The 16347-nt window shown below is 68.7% G+C and carries 16 protein-coding genes and 2 pseudogenes; 9 read left to right on the top strand and 9 right to left on the bottom strand.

Going from position 1 to position 16347, the window contains the following annotated elements; genetic code table 11:
• Positions 1–25: 25 nt before the first annotated feature.
• Both FNH13_RS09070 and FNH13_RS09065 read left to right on the top strand, forming a co-directional pair.
• Positions 26–2011: an APC family permease gene (locus FNH13_RS09070; protein WP_143783151.1), complete on the top strand. Its 1986-nt coding sequence runs from the start codon at positions 26–28 to the stop codon at positions 2009–2011.
• Entirely contained in the window at positions 2008–3258 is a 1251-nt protein-coding gene (locus tag FNH13_RS09065; RefSeq protein ID WP_143783150.1) for a class I SAM-dependent RNA methyltransferase, read from the top strand. Before FNH13_RS09070 ends, FNH13_RS09065 begins: the two co-directional genes overlap by 4 nt.
• Before the next feature lie 69 nt (positions 3259–3327).
• Here the strand turns inward: FNH13_RS09065 and FNH13_RS09060 are convergent, their stop codons facing one another.
• The 7 genes from FNH13_RS09060 to FNH13_RS09030 form a co-directional block, all read right to left on the bottom strand.
• Positions 3328–4053, bottom strand: coding sequence for a DUF3159 domain-containing protein (locus FNH13_RS09060; protein WP_143783149.1), 726 nt, complete (start codon positions 4051–4053; stop codon positions 3328–3330).
• On the bottom strand, positions 4046–4408 hold the full coding sequence (locus FNH13_RS09055; RefSeq protein ID WP_143783148.1) for an OB-fold nucleic acid binding domain-containing protein: 363 nt from the start codon (positions 4406–4408) through the stop codon (positions 4046–4048). Before FNH13_RS09055 ends, FNH13_RS09060 begins: the two co-directional genes overlap by 8 nt.
• Entirely contained in the window at positions 4408–5280 is an 873-nt protein-coding gene (locus tag FNH13_RS09050; protein WP_143783147.1) for a DUF3710 domain-containing protein, read from the bottom strand. Before FNH13_RS09050 ends, FNH13_RS09055 begins: the two co-directional genes overlap by 1 nt.
• A gap of 6 nt (positions 5281–5286) precedes the next feature.
• Positions 5287–5814 (bottom strand): dUTP diphosphatase, encoded by a 528-nt coding sequence (dut, locus tag FNH13_RS09045; protein WP_228266678.1) that lies wholly within the window; start codon positions 5812–5814, stop codon positions 5287–5289.
• A gap of 46 nt (positions 5815–5860) precedes the next feature.
• Positions 5861–6160: a DUF4193 domain-containing protein gene (locus tag FNH13_RS09040; protein WP_143783145.1), complete on the bottom strand. Its 300-nt coding sequence runs from the start codon at positions 6158–6160 to the stop codon at positions 5861–5863.
• 269 nt (positions 6161–6429) lie between these two features.
• Positions 6430–7689 (bottom strand): ferrochelatase, encoded by a 1260-nt coding sequence (locus FNH13_RS09035; protein ID WP_143783144.1) that lies wholly within the window; start codon positions 7687–7689, stop codon positions 6430–6432.
• Entirely contained in the window at positions 7686–8363 is a 678-nt protein-coding gene (locus tag FNH13_RS09030; protein WP_143783143.1) for a trimeric intracellular cation channel family protein, read from the bottom strand. The genes FNH13_RS09035 and FNH13_RS09030 overlap by 4 nt, the downstream gene beginning before the upstream one ends.
• A gap of 96 nt (positions 8364–8459) precedes the next feature.
• Here FNH13_RS09030 and sepH point away from each other — a divergent pair, with 96 nt between their 5' ends.
• Positions 8460–10055: a septation protein SepH gene (gene sepH / locus FNH13_RS09025; RefSeq protein ID WP_143783142.1), complete on the top strand. Its 1596-nt coding sequence runs from the start codon at positions 8460–8462 to the stop codon at positions 10053–10055.
• Positions 10056–10163: 108 nt separating this feature from the next.
• On the opposite strand, the gene FNH13_RS09020 is transcribed toward sepH, so the two are convergent.
• Entirely contained in the window at positions 10164–11474 is a 1311-nt protein-coding gene (locus tag FNH13_RS09020) for an IS110 family RNA-guided transposase (protein WP_143783141.1), read from the bottom strand.
• 365 nt (positions 11475–11839) lie between these two features.
• Between FNH13_RS09020 and FNH13_RS19820 the strand changes: the two are divergent.
• Positions 11840–12172, top strand: a pseudogene (locus FNH13_RS19820) (FAD-dependent oxidoreductase); the annotation flags it as partial.
• A 71-nt stretch (positions 12173–12243) separates the two neighbouring features.
• On the top strand, positions 12244–13203 hold the full coding sequence (locus tag FNH13_RS09015) for an FAD-dependent oxidoreductase (protein WP_321169231.1): 960 nt from the start codon (positions 12244–12246) through the stop codon (positions 13201–13203).
• A 184-nt stretch (positions 13204–13387) separates the two neighbouring features.
• Here FNH13_RS09015 and FNH13_RS09010 read toward each other — a convergent pair whose 3' ends face one another.
• Positions 13388–13732, bottom strand: coding sequence for a hypothetical protein (locus tag FNH13_RS09010; RefSeq protein WP_143783140.1), 345 nt, complete (start codon positions 13730–13732; stop codon positions 13388–13390).
• 352 nt (positions 13733–14084) lie between these two features.
• Between FNH13_RS09010 and FNH13_RS09005 the strand changes: the two genes are divergently transcribed.
• From FNH13_RS09005 to FNH13_RS08990, 4 genes and pseudogenes are all read left to right on the top strand, one after another.
• Entirely contained in the window at positions 14085–14315 is a 231-nt protein-coding gene (locus FNH13_RS09005) for a DUF433 domain-containing protein (protein WP_143783139.1), read from the top strand.
• Entirely contained in the window at positions 14312–14689 is a 378-nt protein-coding gene (locus tag FNH13_RS09000; RefSeq protein ID WP_143783138.1) for a DUF5615 family PIN-like protein, read from the top strand. The genes FNH13_RS09005 and FNH13_RS09000 overlap by 4 nt, the downstream gene beginning before the upstream one ends.
• A gap of 425 nt (positions 14690–15114) precedes the next feature.
• A pseudogene (locus tag FNH13_RS20055) lies at positions 15115–15219 on the top strand (IS982 family transposase); the annotation flags it as partial.
• A gap of 213 nt (positions 15220–15432) precedes the next feature.
• Positions 15433–16272 (top strand): CHAP domain-containing protein, encoded by an 840-nt coding sequence (locus FNH13_RS08990; RefSeq protein ID WP_165700068.1) that lies wholly within the window; start codon positions 15433–15435, stop codon positions 16270–16272.
• Positions 16273–16347 lie beyond the last annotated feature (75 nt).

The following is a 16347-nucleotide window of genomic DNA, read 5'->3' as shown; positions in this document are numbered from 1 at the left end:
CGGTTCGCTCCCTAGAGTGGCCAGCATGGAGTCCGGCAACCTGCTCAAGCGGGTTCTTGTGGGTCGCGCGCTGCGCACCGACCGACTCAACGACACCCTGCTCCCCCGCCGCCTGGGTCTGCCGGTCTTCGCCAGCGACGCCATCTCCTCCGTGGCGTATGCCGTGGACGAGATCGTGCTGACCCTCGCCCTGGCCGGTGGTGCCGCGATCTACCTGCACTCCTGGGAGGTGGGGGTCGGTGTCGCCCTGGTGATGCTGGTGATCGTCGCCTCCTACCGGCAGGCGGTCTATGCCTACCCCGGTGGTGGCGGCGACTACGAGGTGACCCGACGCAACCTGGGACCGGCCGCGGGGGTGACGGTCGGCTCCGCCCTGATCGTCGACTACATCCTCACGGTGGCCGTCTCGGTCTCGGCGGGCGTGCAGAACGCCGCGGCCGCCCTGGAGTTCCTGCGCGGCTATGAGTCTGCGGTCGCCGCCGGGCTGGTCGCCCTGATGACCCTGCTCAACCTGCGCGGGGTCCGCGAGTCCGGCCGGGCGCTCGCGGTGCCGGTCTATGCCTTCCTCGGCTCGATCGCGCTGCTCATCGTGGTGGGTGTCGTCCAGCAGGTCACCGGCACCCTGGGGCAGGCCGCCTCCGCCCGCTACGAGCTGCTGCCGGCCGAGGGTTACGGAGAGCTGACCACACTCGGCCTGATCTTCCTGCTGCTGCGCTCCTTCGCCTCCGGGTCGGTGGCCCTCACCGGGGTGCAGGGAGTGGCCAACGGTGTCCCAGCCCTGCGCCGCCCCAAGAGCCGCAATGCGGCCTCGATCCTGGCGGTGATGGCCGCGATCTCGATCACCATCACGGTCTCGGTGCTCTGGCTGACCCGGGCGAGCGGCATACAGATCGCTGCCGACCCGGCCCAGCTGCGGCTGGATGGGCAACCCGTCAGCGAGGACCTGGTGCAGGACACGGTCCTGGGGCAGCTGTCCAAGGTGGTCTTCGGCACCGGCAGCTTCGGCGTCCTGCTCGTCGCGATCACCACCGGCGTGATGCTCTTCGTCGCCGCCAACACCGCCTTCAACGGCTTCCCCGTGCTGGCCTCCCGCCTCGCCCGGGACCGGTTCCTGCCCCGCGGGCTGGTCAGCCGTGGTCAGCGCCTGGCCTACTCCAACGGCATCCTGCTGCTGGCGGGGGCCTCGGTCGCCCTGGTGCTGGTCTATCGCGCCACCGTCACCGAACTGATCCAGATGTATATCGTCGGCGTCTTCATCTCCTTCACCGTCAGCCAGATCGGGCTGGTGCGGCACTGGAACCGCCAGCTGCGCACCGAGCTCAGCGTGCGCCAACGGGTGGGGATGATCCGCTCCCGCACGATCAACCAGGTCGGCGCCACCGTCTCGGCGCTGGTGCTGGCCGTCGTCGTGCTCACACGCTTCACCCACGGGGCGGGGCTCTCCCTCCTCGGCATCGGCCTCATCGGGATGGGGATGACCATGGTTTACCGCTATCACCGCACGATGGACCAGGAGATCTCGCTGGCGGACGAGGGGGTGGACGCCAGCCAGGTCGTGCCCTCGCGGGTGCACGCCCTGGTCTATGTCCCCCGCCTGGACCGGCCGACGATGCGGGCCCTGGCCTATGCCCGGGCCACCCGGCCACCGACCCTCGAGGCGGTCACGGTCGACGTGGTGCCGGAGGCGACCGCCCTGCTGCACGAGCAGTGGACCGAGCGCGAGCTGCCGATCACCCTGCGCACCCTCGACTCCCCCTACCGCGAGTCGGTCCGTCCGGTGCTGGACTACGTCCGCCGGGTCCGCCGGGACCGTCCCCGGGACGTGGTCGTCGTCTATGTCGCCGAGTATGTCGGACGCGAGGGTTGGTGGGTCCGCTTCATCCGCGACCGGACCCTGGAGCGGCTACGCCGTGGGCTCCTGCGACAGCCCGGGGTCATGCTGGTGATCGTCCCCTGGCAGGGTGCCGGGCTGGAGCAGGCCGAGCAGGCGGCCGGGGAGGTCGACGCATGACGGCAGGAGCGGACGAGCTGGTCGTCGGCGCGAGCGTCGAGGTGGAGGTCGGTCCGGTGGCCCACGGCGGGCACTGCGTCGCCCGGCACCACGGGCAGGTCCTCTTTGTGCGGCACACGCTGCCCGGTGAGCGGGTGCGGGCGGTGGTCACCGAGATCGGTCCCCGGGGCCGGTTCCTGCGTGCTGACGCCGTCGAGGTGCTCGAGGCGGCACCGGGGCGGGTCGAGCGTCCCTGCCCGTGGTCCGGTCCGGGACTGTGCGGGGGCTGCGACTGGCAGCACGTGGACCTGACCGCGCAGCGGGCGCTGAAGCGTGCTGTGATCCTCGAGCAGTTCTCCCGCCTCGCCGACCTGGACCTGACCGCGCACCTGGGACGTGAGGTTGAGGTTGAGGCGGTGCCCGGCGACCGGGACGGCCTGGGCTGGCGCACCCGGGTCGAGTTCGCTGTCGACCAGGACGGCCGGCCCGGTCTGCGGCGGCACCGCTCCCACGACATCGTGCCCGTCGACACCTGCCTGATCGCCGACCCCCGGGTGCTGGGCACCGGCGTGCTGGAGACGATCCATCCCGGGTCCACCGCCGTCGACGTCATCGTGCCGTCGGTCGGCGAGCCGGTCGTCGTCGAGGTGCCGGACGGTCCCGTCCCTGTGGTCCGTGAGCGGGTCGCCCTCTCCGCCCTGACCCCGCCCGTGGGCGATCTCGAGCTTGAGGTGTCGGCCCGCGGATTCTGGCAGGTGCACCCCGGAGCCGCCCGCACCTTCGTGAGCACCGTGCTGGACTGGTTGGCACCGCAGCCCGGAGAGCGTGCCCTCGACCTGTATGCCGGCGTGGGTGTCTTCGCCGCCGCCCTCGCCCGGCGCGTCGGGCCGCAGGGGATGGTCACCGCCATCGAGGGAGACCGCGTCGCCACCGAGCACGCCCGGGACAATCTGGCCGCCTCCGGGTGGGTCGAGGTCGTGCGGGACCGGGTCGACCGTGCCACGCGCCGCCTGGTGCGGGCCGGCTCGACCGTCGACCTGGTGGTGCTGGATCCGCCGCGCACCGGCGCCGGACGTCAGGTGTGCCGGGATCTCGCGGCCCTTCGTCCCCGGGCGATCGGCTATGTGGCCTGCGACCCGGCGGCGCTGGCCCGCGATGTTGGCTATCTGGCCGAGCAGGGCTACACGCTGACGGATCTGCGGGCCTTTGACGCCTTCCCGATGACGCACCACATGGAGCTCGTGGCGGTCCTGCACCCGACGCCGTGACCCGTGGACCCGTGACCCGTGACCCGCGGTCAAGAGGTCCGCGGACAGGTGCCGTGATCGGGCGCCGGACTACTGCGGTGGTGCGTCCCGCCCGGCGTGCGCGTCCTCGGTGACCGGTGTGCTGCCGGTGGCGAGCATCAGCCCCATGATCACGATGGCGGCCAGATAGGCGGGCCACCCGAGCGCGATCTTGGCGACGCCGAGCCAGGCGACCTGCTCGGCGAGATAGAGGGGCAGCATGATCGCCACGCGCACGGCAAAGAGGGCGACCATCACCCAGGTCAGCCGCGAGCAGACCCGGACCATGGCGCTGTCCTGGCGCCAGGCGCTGGGACGCTCGGCAAACTGTGGGTCGCCGGCGGCGACGATAAAACCGACCGCGGGCCACTTGGCGATGATCGAGATCAGGGTGCCCACGCCATAGGCCATCGACGTCAGGATGCCCGGCAGGAAGGCGTCCTCCGCATCTCCGGTGCGCAGCGCAAAGAAGGCCGCGATCGCCGTCGCGAACATCGAGGTGACGACAAAGCGCACGGAGCCACCGATGCGCAGCCGGATCCCCAGCAGGATGATCGCCACACCTCCGGCGGCCAGCAGTGCTGGACGGACCTCGTCACGCACCAGCCACATGATGACGAAGGCTACCGTCGGCAAGGCGGTCTCCAGCGAGCCGTACCAGCCGCCCAGCACGTCCGAGACCCGCTGGCGGATCACCTGCTCAACGGTCTGCTCGACCTCCACCTCATGCTCAGGTCCAGGTGTCTGGCCCGCTCCGGGCGCCGGCTGCTCAGACATGGCTGGGCAGCATCTCGTAGCCCGGGTTGAAGATGGTCCGGCGGCCGTCGGCCAGCGTCACCCGTCCGGTCACCGTCAGGTAGGCCCCGGGTCGGATCCCCTCGATCGAGCGGCGGCCCATCCAGATCACGTCGAGGATCCCGGTGCCGTCATACAACTCGACACGCAGCTCGGGGGCCTTCTCCGCGGGGAGCACGGCGATGCTGTGCACCGTCCCGGTGACCGTGGCCTCGGCGCGCACCTGCAGGTCGCTGATGCGGGTGCAGCCGGGTCGGGCGCACTCGATCGTCAGCTCCTTGGCCTCCAGCTCGGACTGGCCCTGTGCCAGGTCGTCGAGCACGCTGCGCAGGCCCATCAGTCCTCCGGGGTCGTCCCGTTGTCCGGTCCCTGGTCCGCGGTCTCGGCCGGGCTACCCGCGGCAGCATCAGCAGCGGGGGCACCGGTCGGGGCGGGACCCGTGGCAGGAGCACCGGCTGCAGGAGCACCGGCCGTCGCAGCACCGGCAGCACCGGCCCCGGTCGCGGCGGCGACGCCCTTGGCCGCGGCAGCAGCCCGCTCAGCAGCACGGCGCTTGGTGGCCTCCTCGATCACACCCTTGGGCGCGGTCAGAGTCAGCACCTCACGCGGGGGGCGCGGGTCATCGCCGCGGTCGACGACCACGGCGCGCAGGAACTTGCGCACCACAGCCAGCTGGGCGGCGTCGGTCGCAGCCGGTCCATTGATCACGGCGCGCAGGAACCAGCGGGGTCCGTCGACACCGATGAACCGGTTGTGCGCGACGGCTGCCCGGCCGTTGGCGTCCTGGGTCCGCATGCGCGCCACGAGCTCCTTGCCCATGACGCCGTCCGGGTCGATCTGGGAGGCGCCACCGGCACCGGTGATGCCCTCGGCCAGGCCCTTGCGGATCTCGTCCCACAGGCCCTCGCGGCGGGGCGCCGCAAACGCCTGCAGCTGCAGCTTGGACCCCTGGATGGTGCAGGTCACGCCGGTGATCGCGGAGGACTTCTTGTCGACGTCGAGACGCATCTCCATGCCGGGGACGGCCGGGACCCGCAGGGCCCCCAGGTCGAGACGACCGCTCAGGCTGTCCCGTTCGGCGACGTCGAAGGGGCCGTCGTGCTCACGCTCCCACGGCCGGTCGACACCGGGCTCGCCCTCCAACTCGACAGGAGTGATCTCCTCCACCGCCTCAGCGGTCTCCTTCTTCTTGCGGCCGAAGATGCCCACGCGGTGTCAGTCCTTCTCAGTCAGGGTGGATGCGCGAGTGGTGAACCCGCTGGTCGTCGTCTCGTCGGTGGCTGGCGCCCCGGCCCCGAAGCCACCAGATCCTCCGTGCCCGCTCGTCCCCCGGTCGCTGCCGGGCAGCGCGGTCACCTCGGTGAAGGCCACCACGGAGACCGGTTGCACGATCAGCTGGGCGATCCGGTCGCCGCGGCGGACGGTGAACGGCTCGGTGCTGTCGGTGTTGAGCAGGTTGATCAGGATCTCCCCGCGATAGCCGGCGTCCACGGTGCCGGGCGCGTTGACGATGGTGATCCCGTGCCGTGCGGCGAGGCCGGAGCGGGGGTGGGTGAACGCGGCGTACCCGTCGGGGAGGGCGATCGCGATCCCAGTGCCGACCAGGGCCCGCTGTCCGGGCTCTAAGGTCACGTCCTGTCGGGCGTGCAGGTCGACACCGGCGTCACCCGGGTGCGCCCTGCCGGGGACCGGCAGGGCGTCGTCGAGCCGGTGCAGCAGCACCGGAACCTCATGGGTGGTCACGTGAGTCGAGGGTACCCGCATTCAGCGGAGACCCGACATCGGTGGATCAGGCCGCGCACTCGGTGCAGACGGGCAGTCCACCGACCTCCTTAGCGAGCTGGCTGCGGTGGTGCACCAGGAAGCAGCGCGAGCAGGTGAACTCGTCTGCCTGGCGCGGGAGCACCCGCACCGACAGCTCTTCACCTGACAGGTCTGCCCCGGGGAGCTCGAAGCCCTCAGCCTGCTCCGTCTCGTCGACGTCGACACTGGATGAGCTCTTGTCCGCCCGCCGCGCCTTCAGCTCCTCTAGAGAGTCCTCATTGATGTCGTCTTCAGACTTGCGAGGGGCGTCGTAGTCAGTTGCCATGACGAACCTCTCCTCTCCCGAGCTGGTGTCACAGGGTCTGGCTGATCCTGCGATGTGCGAATGGTCTGCGTGGAACGTCGGATGACGTTGTTTTGTGCCCGATGTCGAGCACGGACTTGCCTGGCCAGTTCTCAGACCTGGTGCGAGAGGACCCCCAGCCGCGCTGCCGCTGGATCCTACCCCGCCGTGTGTGTGCGTTCGCGGGGATTGTGCCGTATGCCGGGGGGCCCCGTCGACCCGGGGGGTCACCGCGCCCGTTTTCTGGCTGGTCAGTCCGCACCGCACGCCGCAGGTTTGGCGACCCGCAGGTTGGGGCAGCACCCCGGACGGCACACCGACGGCCACGGCTCGGCAGCCGGCCAGACCGGGCGCTGCGGCGTCTCGTCGCGGGCCTCGGCGGCGCGCTCCAACACCAGGTCGGCCAGGCCGGAGACAAACTGCGGGTCGATCCCGACGGTCGGCACGCGCAGCACCTCGATGCCCACCTCGGCGGCGGTCTCCTGCGCCTCGGTGTCCAGGTCGAAGATCACCTCCATGTGGTCGGAGACAAAGCCGATCGGGGCCATGACGACGTGCGTCACGCCCTCCTGGGCCAGCTCGCGGAGACGGTCGTTGACGTCCGGCTCCAGCCACGGCTGGGTGGGCGGTCCGGAGCGGGAGCAGTAGGTCAGTTCACCGGTCAGGCCCTGCCCGAGGGTGGCTCGCGCCTCCTCCGTGATGGCCTGCGACAGCGCCTGGTGCTGGGCGCTGTAGACATTGCCCTCACCGTCACCGGGACCGGAGGTGTCGTCCATCGCGTCAGGGATGGAGTGGGTGACATAGACCAGGTGCGGCAGGGCACCGGTGCGGTCCCGCACCTGCCGGGCTGCCTCGGTGACCAGGCGGGCGTTGGTCGAGGCAAAGCCGGGGTGGTTCCAGTACTGCCGGATCTTGTCGACCCGCACCGGCGTCCCCTCCTCGGTCAGCTCGGCGATCGACTCGGCGATGTCCTCGCGGTACTGCCGGCACGAGCTGTAGGAGGAGTAGGCGCTGGTGGTCACCGCCAGGAAACGGGTCATCCCCTCCCCCGCGGCCCCGCGCAGCGTGTCGGTCAGGAAGGGCTCGGAGTTGCGGTTGCCCCACAGCAGCGGCGTGGAGATCTCGCGTCGGGCGAACTCCTCGCCCAGCGCGGCCAGCAAGGCCCGGTTCTGGTCGTTGATGGGGCTCTTGCCGCCGAACGCCTGATAGTGCTCGGCGACGTCGGCCAGCCGGTCGTCGGGGATGCCCCGTCCCCGGGTCACCCGACGCAGGAAGGGCATCACCTCCTCGGGCGCCTCGGGGCCACCGAAGGAGACCAGCACGACCGCGTCATAGGGCTCGGTCTCCGCCGTGCTGTCCAACTCCACGTCCCGCTCCAGCTCGGCCAGGGACTCGGTCTCGTATGCCGACTCCTGCGCGGGTGCACCGGCACCACTAAGGCGCTGGTCGGCTCCCTCCTGCCCGGAGGTCTCCTGGCCGGGGTCGGCGGGGTCGGCGATCGGGTTGCTCATGATGGCTCTCCTGTCGTGCGCAGTGCGGTTGGTGCGTTGAGATCAAGGAGCACGGCCGTCATCCGGATGACAAAGACCAGTGCGACAGCGGCCCAGACGAGGACCGGGGTGAGGAAACCCTGCCAGTCGGCGAGGACGACGAGAGAGGCACCCACCAGGGCGGGCACGGCATACAGCTCGCGGCGCAGCACCTCGGGGACCTCGCCAGCCAGGACGTCACGCAGCACACCACCGCCCACGGCGGTGATCACCCCGAGGAAGACGGCGGCCATCGCCCCGGTGTTGTGCTCGAGCGCCTTGAGGGAGCCGCTGACGGCAAACAGGCTGAGGCCGCAGGCGTCGAGGATGCGCACGGAGCGGCCCACCAGCCCGCGCAGGCGGGTCTCGGACCAGGAGACGACCAGGCTGCGGAACCGGCTGTACCAGAGGAAGGTGCCCAGGCCGGCGGCGAGGGCGGTCACCAGCAGGCGCCAGTCGCTGATGCCGACCGGCGGCAGATCGCCGATGAAGACGTCGCGGATGATGCCGCCGCCGAGGCCGGCGAGCCAGGCGAGGACGACGATCCCGATGAGATCCAGGCCCTTGCGGACCGCCACGAGGCCGCCGGAAAGGGCAAAGACAAAGACCCCGAGCACGTCGAGCAGCAGTTGGAGGTCAAGGTCCTGGGTCACCATGGTGTGCCTAAGGTAGCTCCCGGCGCGGCGTGGCCTGCTGCCGAGGTGGGGTGAGAAGTGGCACAGTCGGACCACGGGTCCACACGAGGAGGGTTGATGGCACAGCTGCGGTTCACTGCTGTCCACGAGGATGGTCAGCACCTGGTCCTGTCGACGGCGGACGGCACGGAACTGCTGCTCCCTGTCGACGAGCGCCTCCGGGCTGCGGTGCGCACACGCGGCCCCGTGCCCGACACTCCCCCCAGCCAGTTGCGTCCGCGTGACGTGCAGGCGATGATCCGCGCTGGCCAGACGGCTGATGAGGTGGCGACGGTGACCGGCTGGCCGGTCGATCGGATCGCCCGCTTCGAGGCACCGATCGTTGCCGAGCGCAGCCACGTCGCGGGGCTGGCCCGTGCGGCGCACGTGCGGGGTCGCAGCGAGGGTCTGGTCCCGACCCTGGAGTCCCGGGTGCACGGCCGCCTGGCGGCTCGCGGGGTGGACATCGAGGCCACCACCTGGGACGCGACCCGACCCGAGGGTGGCAGCTGGACCGTCTTGGTCAGTTTTGTGGCGGGGCAGCGGCAGCGTGCTGCGTCCTGGCGCTTCGAGCCGGCTGACCGCACCGTTGAGGCACTGGACGACGAGGCGCGCTGGCTGAGCGAGGACGAGCAGTCGCTGCCGGGCAGCGCCGCCGGCAAGGAGCTGCTGGGCAGCCACGGTGTCAGCGAGGAGGTGGACCTGGTCACCAGCCTGCGGGAGCGCAGCCGCACCCGTGGACGCAAGCGCCGCACGCCCGCAGCCCCGCCCCTGCCGGGTGAGGCCGCGGTGGCCGAGCCGGCTGAGGAGGACGTCCTCCCGCTGGAGGACCTCGCCGACCCGCGCGAGGCGGAGCAGGGGGACTCAGCCGCGGAAACCGATAAGGACGCCGCCGCAGAGTCCGGCCCTGAGACGGACGCAGCTGGGCAGAGTGATACCGAGGAGCCTGTCGCCGCCGGCGCCAGCGACGAGCCGGCCGAGTCCGACGCCCAGGGCGAGGCCGACGGCGCCACCCCGCGTCCCGGCGCTCCCAAGCAGACGCAGCCGCGGTCGCGTCGGCGCCGTGCACGGGGCAAGACCACTGGTAGCGGATCGGGAGGCGCCACCGAGGGGAAGGACTCCCCCGCCGCCACAACTGAGCCGTCGGCTCCCCCTGCGGAGGAGGTCACGTATGACGTCGAGCTGGACTTCGACGAAAACTACGAGGTGGACCCGACGCCGCAGGACGCGACCCTGGCGGACCTCTTCGGTCCCGGGGATGACAACAGGTATCCCGAGTTGATCGACGACGACCTCGACACCGACGGCTTCGACGGCGCCGACTCTGACCTGCCTCTCGACGAGACGCCCCTCAACACCGACCGTCCGGCCGACGGAGAGGACACGGAGCCCACCGGCTCCCACGACTCGGCGGATTCCTCGTCCGGCGCTGTGGCCGAGGCGGACACACCGTCTGATGACGCTGCGGAGGCGGCTGCGGCCGACACGGACGACGCCTCCTCCGCCGACGCAGAGGATGATGCTGGGTCAGCGGCTGACGCACCGGAGCGTGGCGAGTCCAACTCTGAGCCCAAGCCTGAGGCGGCCACCGATCGCTCCACACGGCGCAAGGACGGCCGACCCGGAGTTCCCAGCTGGGACGACATCATGTTTGGCGCCAAGGACCGCAAGTAGCCTCTACATCCTTGTTTCCGACATAGTCCTTGGGCGGCAGCGACGATTGCTGACGGCAGCGACACAGATCCAATGCCCAAGTCGCTGCATTCCGGCTCCCTTCTGTTGTCAAGGGGTCGGGATCGGCTCTTTTGAGTGTGCGCCGGCGCTTGTCGCCGTCAAGGTCGTTCGTCCGGTAGGGCGCTCCACCTTGACGGCTCCGGCACGTCGGCGCGGGTGCTGAGGAGCCGGTCCCGGACGGGGCTTTCTAGGAGGCGCGGTGAGCGGTAGCGTCGTGGGTGCGGGTCCGGGAAGTGGCCGATCCGAAGTGCCGGTGTGCGGGTGCAAGCCGGCCGCGCTGGATAGCAAAGACGCCCCGCAGTGCCCTCCCGGACCCGCCTCCAGTCGTGCGTCGTCGGCGCGTTGAGCGTCGGCGACCAACTGCCGATAGATGGCGTCAGAGACCCGGCGTTTGAGGCAGCGCAGTGCTTCCATCGGCTTCTTGCCCTCGGTTCTCTTGCGCCGGTAGTACGCCCGGCCGTCGGTGTCCAGACGCAGCTGGGTGATGGCGGCGATGTGGATCATGTGGTTCATCCGCCGGTTCCCGGCCCGGGAGAGACGGTGCCGGTTCTGCTCCCCGGAGGAGGCATCCAACGGCGCGGTACCGGTCCAGGACGCGAACCGGTTCCGGTTGGCGAAGCGGGCGATGTCACCGACATCGGCCAGGATCCGCGCGGCGACCACGGGTCCGACACCGTGCAGGTCCATCAGAGTCGAGTCCCGTGCTACGACCATGACTTTGAGCTCGGCGGTGGCCTTCTTCATCTTGGCCTCCACCGCGATCAGCTCGGCCAGCTCCTCGGCCGCGATCCGCCGACGGGTCCTGCCCGCGATGTCCCGCGGTCGCACGCTGGCCAGCAGTGCCTTGGCCTGACCTGTGGTGATGTCCTTCTTGGCCTGCCCGGGCAGCAATTCAGCCAACAGCGCCTGCAGCCGGTTCACCACGGCGACTCGTCGCCGGGTGAGTGCCTCGCGCCGATCGGCCAACATTCGGAGCGCCTCCAGTTCACCGTCGACCTTCAGCACCCGCAACCCTTCGGTGCGGACCGCGACCATCGCGATCGAATGCGCATCCAGGGCATCGGTCTTGCGGTTCTGCCCGGTGTCGAACAACCTCGCGCGGGCGGAGAGTTTTGCGGGTACATCCACGACGTGCTCCCCGGCCTCCAGCAACCGTTGCGCCAGCGGACGGCCTGCACCGTTGGCGCCCTCCACCGCCCAGAGATGATCGGGCCACGACTTCACGTAGAGGCGCATCGCCGCGTACCCGGCTTGGTCGGTGCTGAACCGGCCCGCGCCGAGCAACTTCTCCTGCTGGTCGACGACCTCGATGGTTGCCGACAGTTTGTGGGGATCGACCCCGATGATGACCTGTCCCATGATTCTTCTTCCCAACCTGACGCTCGTACCAATGTGGACGGCGAGGTGGGCAGTGCTACTACGAGCAGGGCAGTCCCTTCTTGCCCCACGCCTCGTCAGCGGTACCCGACGGGCTGCAGACCGGAAGTGAGCCACACCCTGAGACCTGCGCGGGGTGGGCAGCGGCCGTATGCACCTGCAAGCCAGCGCGGCGGTCATGCTCGTGCCGAGCCGGTGGACAGGGCACTTGCAATGTCGTCCGTTGGGTCGGACGGGAGACCTGGGGCCTCGCTCCTGAGAGCCTGGGTTGCAAGCCAGGTTCCGCCAGGGGGTCTACGGTTGCTGGAGCGCCTGGTTACCGAAAGGAGTGGGTCGAAGTGCCCGAGATGAACGTGGACCTGTTGGTGCTCGGGTGGGGCAAGGGTGGCAAGACGCTGGCTGGGGTGATGGGACGGGCCGGTCATCGCGTGGCTGTGGTCGAACAAGACCTGAGGATGGCCGGTGGGTCCTGCATCAATGTCGCCTGCGTGCCGACCAAGGCGTTGATCCACGACGCCGACACCCGGCGTCCCGACGACCACCCACAGACCTTCTTCGAAGCGGCGGTAGCCCGCCGCGACAACCTCACCGGTGCCATGCGGGCGAAGAACGTCGAGCTGCTGGAGACCGTGGACTCAGTCAGCCTGGTGACCGGCCGGGCCTCCTTCACGGGACCGCGCCAGGTAGAGGTCATCGCTGGAGACCAGATGTTGCGGATCGCTGCCGGCGCGGTGGTGATAACACCGGTGCCGTGCCAGCGACGCCACCCATTGAGGGAGCCGTGCTGGGTGGACGCGTCCACAACTCCATCACCCTGCAGCACGTACACCCCCTACCTCCTCGGTTGGTCGTGGTGGGCGGCGGCTACGTGGGTCTTGAGTTCGCCTCGATGTTCGCTCACTTCGGATCATCGGTCACGGTCCTGGACCGCGGCACGCGTCCAATGCGCCGCGAGGACGCGGACGTGGCGGGGGTCGCTGCCGCCGCGTTGGAGGACGTGGGCGTCCAGTTCGTGACCGGCGCGTCCGTCACCCAGATCGAAGACGGCCCCACCACCGCCACGGTGACCTACACGGTCGACGGGGCACCACGCACGATCGAGGGCGATGCCGTGCTTCTGGCGCTGGGTCGCACGCCTGCGACCAAGGACCTCAACCTGCAGGCCGCCGGTATCGAGGTCGACGAGGGTGGGGCGGTCGTCGTCGACGAGCACCTGCGCACCACGGCGAAGGGCGTGTACGCGGTAGGCGACGTCAAGGGCGGCCCCCAGTTCACCTACATCTCCCTGGATGACTACCGCATCGTCGCCGACCAGCTCACAGGTGAGGGTGGCCGCTCCACTGCAGACCGGACCGTGGTGCCGTACACGCTGTTCCTCACTCCGCCGTTGGCCCGGGTCGGCTTGAGCGAGACACAGGCCCGGGAAGCCGGGCGCACCGTGAAGGTCGCGGTGAAGAAGGTCAGCGACATCGCCGCCATGCCACGCCCCAAGATCGAGAACGAGCCGCGCGGCATCGTGAAGGTCGTTGTCGAGACCGGCACCGACCTCGTCCTGGGTGCGGCGCTGATGCACGTGGACTCCCATGAGGTCATCAATCTTCTCGCGGTGGCCATGCGCCACGGCATCACCGCAGGCCAACTGCGCGACGCCGTCTACACCCACCCCTCCGCCACCGAGGCACTCAACGAAGTCCTCGGCTCGCTGACCTAAACCCCGCGAAACCCAGTGAATCCTCGGTTGCTGCGCCAGGAAGGACATGAGCGGCTGACGTGACCACCTCGCGCGTCTGCAGGATCAGCGCACGCATCTGCCGCGTCCCGTGCGCGTGCTCCGTGATGGCCGCTCCCTTGTCGGCGTGAGGCGGTTAACAGACCCAGTTGTAGGCACGTTCATCTTAAGTGAGCCATGTGATCAGGTCTCCGCTCTCGGACTCGAAGCGAGCAAGGCCGTCGGCGAAGACGGTCACGTCGCCGACATCGTCGCCTGGCCCAAGTGCAACGACAGCGGGAACGTAGATGCCGTGTGTCAGGGTCATCTTGGACGCTTGAGCCGGGCGCGCGTAGCTACGCCCCGTCGTGAACGTTCCGGGCGAGGCCGGGCCTCTTGAATTCTCATCGTCAGGTTCCTCACGCAGTGCGCGGTGCTCGTCCGGGAGAAGCTGGTACCAGGTGTCGCCGCTCAAGCCGAGCACCTCGTTGCCGCAGGCAGGGTAGAACACGACGTCGTCATAGACCTGCACGACCGTCCCAGGGGCGGCAGAACCACTTGGGGTCGGTCCCGCGACACATCACCGCAGCCGCCGACCAACAGCACCGTCACCAAAGTGGTCGCAGCGACACCTGAACTGCCGCGAGCCAGCCTCCTCTCGGGATGCGTCATAGCGCCGCGACAGGACGTGGGCGTCGGAGCGTTCCAGCAAGATTGTCGTCCCGGTCCCGGTCCCGGTACCTGCACACGCGGTAGCGCACACCGGCACGCTCGAGGGCTGCGGACGTCGGAGCCTCAGCCACGCGGTATCTCGCGCGATGCTGGGAAGTTGCTGCGGTATGCAGGTACGGTCGACCAGTTGACCTCAGCTGTAGGCTGGGTTAGTGACCTTCACGCGAATCACCGTCGACCCGGCCGTCATGGCCGGGATGCCTACCCTGCGCGGATTGCGGATCCCGGTAGCGACCGTGGTGGCGATGGTCGCCGACGGGATGACCACTGAGGAAGTGCTGGCCGACCTTCCTGACCTTGAGGTCGAGGACATCCAGGAGGCATTGCGCTACGCCGCCGAGGGACTGCGGGAACGACACCTGCCGTTGCAGCCGTCGGCATGAGGTTCCTGCTCGACAACAACCTTGCACCGGCACTGGTCGCACTCCTGAGCGCTGCAGGCTACGACACCGAGCACGTTCGGGAGCACGAGATGCAGTCGGCTCCCGATGAAGAGGTCCTGGAACTTGCCAGGCGGACCCACAGGATCCTGATCTCTGCCGACACCGACTTCGGCATGCTGCTGGCACGCACTGGCGCACCCGATCCCTCGGTCATCCTGATCCGCCGGAGCAGAGCACGTCGTGCCAACGAGCTGGCCGCGCTGCTCTTGGCCAACCTCGACCAGGTGAGCGAAGACCTTGCCCGCGGCGCGGTTGTTGTCGTCACAGACACCAACGTGAGAGTCCGGCAACTACCCATCCCGCCAGGGCATTAGATCTCCGAATACTCCTCCTGTCGACGCAGCATGGGGGCGTCGACAAGTGGCCAAGACGCACAACTCTGTACGTCGGCGCCATCGAGCCCTGCGGCATTCCGCCGCCTACGGACGCGTCGTTCCGCTCATCATGGGCCACCGGCGAGTCGCGCATGTCAGGCACTCTTCCGCCGGTCGTGACATCGCGGCTCCGATGAGCGGGATTCGCCTGCGGGCACGCCCCCGTGACTGTGCGGGTTTGCCCGTAAGAGTCCCGTGGTGGGCTTTGGGGAGTAGGTGTGGCTCCACCGGGTTTCCCTTACTTGACGATTGCGGTCATGCGGATCGATACGCGGACGCCGGGAAGCGACGGGCCTAACCGCGGCGTATTGCGCGCTGGAGGGTCCGTCGGGAGGACGGCAAAACCCCTTCCGGCGTCGCAACCCGTGCCCCGTGTCGCCCTACGCGTCCTGGCCATCACCGCCGTCATCTGGCACAACGACCACGCCCGCGCACCCGTCCTACGCTCCCTGACCGCGTACGGCCACTGACCCCCGGGAATCACTCATCTAGAGCCGTCGTGCCGAGGACCCTGTCCCACGTCCACAGCCATCCCTCGGGAACCCTCCAAAACATTTCCCTGTTCTTTAACAAAACTGGGTGTCCGCTTGGGAATCCTTCTGCCACTCTTTGGTCACGCTTCATAGCCAAGGTCCTTGGCAGCGTAGAAGGGTCGTCATCGACCCGATGTCAGAATGAACGGGGTGGCACAAGTGAGGAAAGAACGCCGAACACGATCCTGGTTGGCAGGGGTTGCCGCAATAACTGTGGCCCTCGGAGGTCTAACTGCTCCAGCAGTCGCACAGGATGCATCCCATGCACCGTCGGAATTTGCAGAGTTTGCAGCCGGACATACGGTGAACGAAGCTGGCTACCCTGACGCAGAGATACTTGCGCCGGCCAAGGGCACCGGGACCGTTAAGGCAAACAGTGCCGTCAATATACGGCGCGGCCCCCACAGCGGCTACTACTCCACGAACGGCAGCTACCCCAACGGGACGACGCTCACACTTTTGTGTAAGACTTTCGGCCAAAAGGTCACTGGCCCAGCGGGCACGACAAACCGTTGGTATAAGACCGCAGGGCGCAAGTACGTCAGCGGGGGCTATCTCGTCGTCACGAAAACGCCGGGAAACTGCACGGAGCCGACTGGAGATGACTATCCCTGGTCGGGACAGTGCCCGACTCCCCCTGGTGTGGGTAACGAGCGGGACACCTGGAACTATACGAAGGGCCAGTGCACCTCCTTCGTCTCCTTCCGCGCGCAAGGCAGGTTGGGCAAGAACCTCAGTGGCCTGGGGCAGGCTTCCGAGTGGAATAACAGGGCGCCTGCGAAAGGAATATCGGTCGGCACCATGCCACTTATCGGTGCGGTCGCAGTTTCGGAGAGCGGAACGTACGGTCACGTAGCTTATGTCACAAAGGTTAACTCCGACTTCAGTTTCACAGTCGAGGAGTATAACTACGTGGCGAAGTGCAAGCATGGAGTACGCGCAAACCTCACACTCGCGAACTCGAGCTTCTCGAGCTTCATCTACCCATGATGTAGCCGCGGCTAGCAGTCCGCTTTTTCGGTGCCCCGCTCGGATACTTTCCGAGCGGGGCACCCAGCACGATTT

Origin of the sequence: Ornithinimicrobium ciconiae (assembly GCF_007197575.1) — a bacterium.
In the GTDB taxonomy this organism is placed as follows: Bacteria; Actinomycetota; Actinomycetes; order Actinomycetales; family Dermatophilaceae; genus Ornithinicoccus; species Ornithinicoccus ciconiae.
The sequence above is the reverse complement of the archived record's forward strand: the minus strand, read 5'-3'. Positions and strand labels throughout refer to the sequence as shown.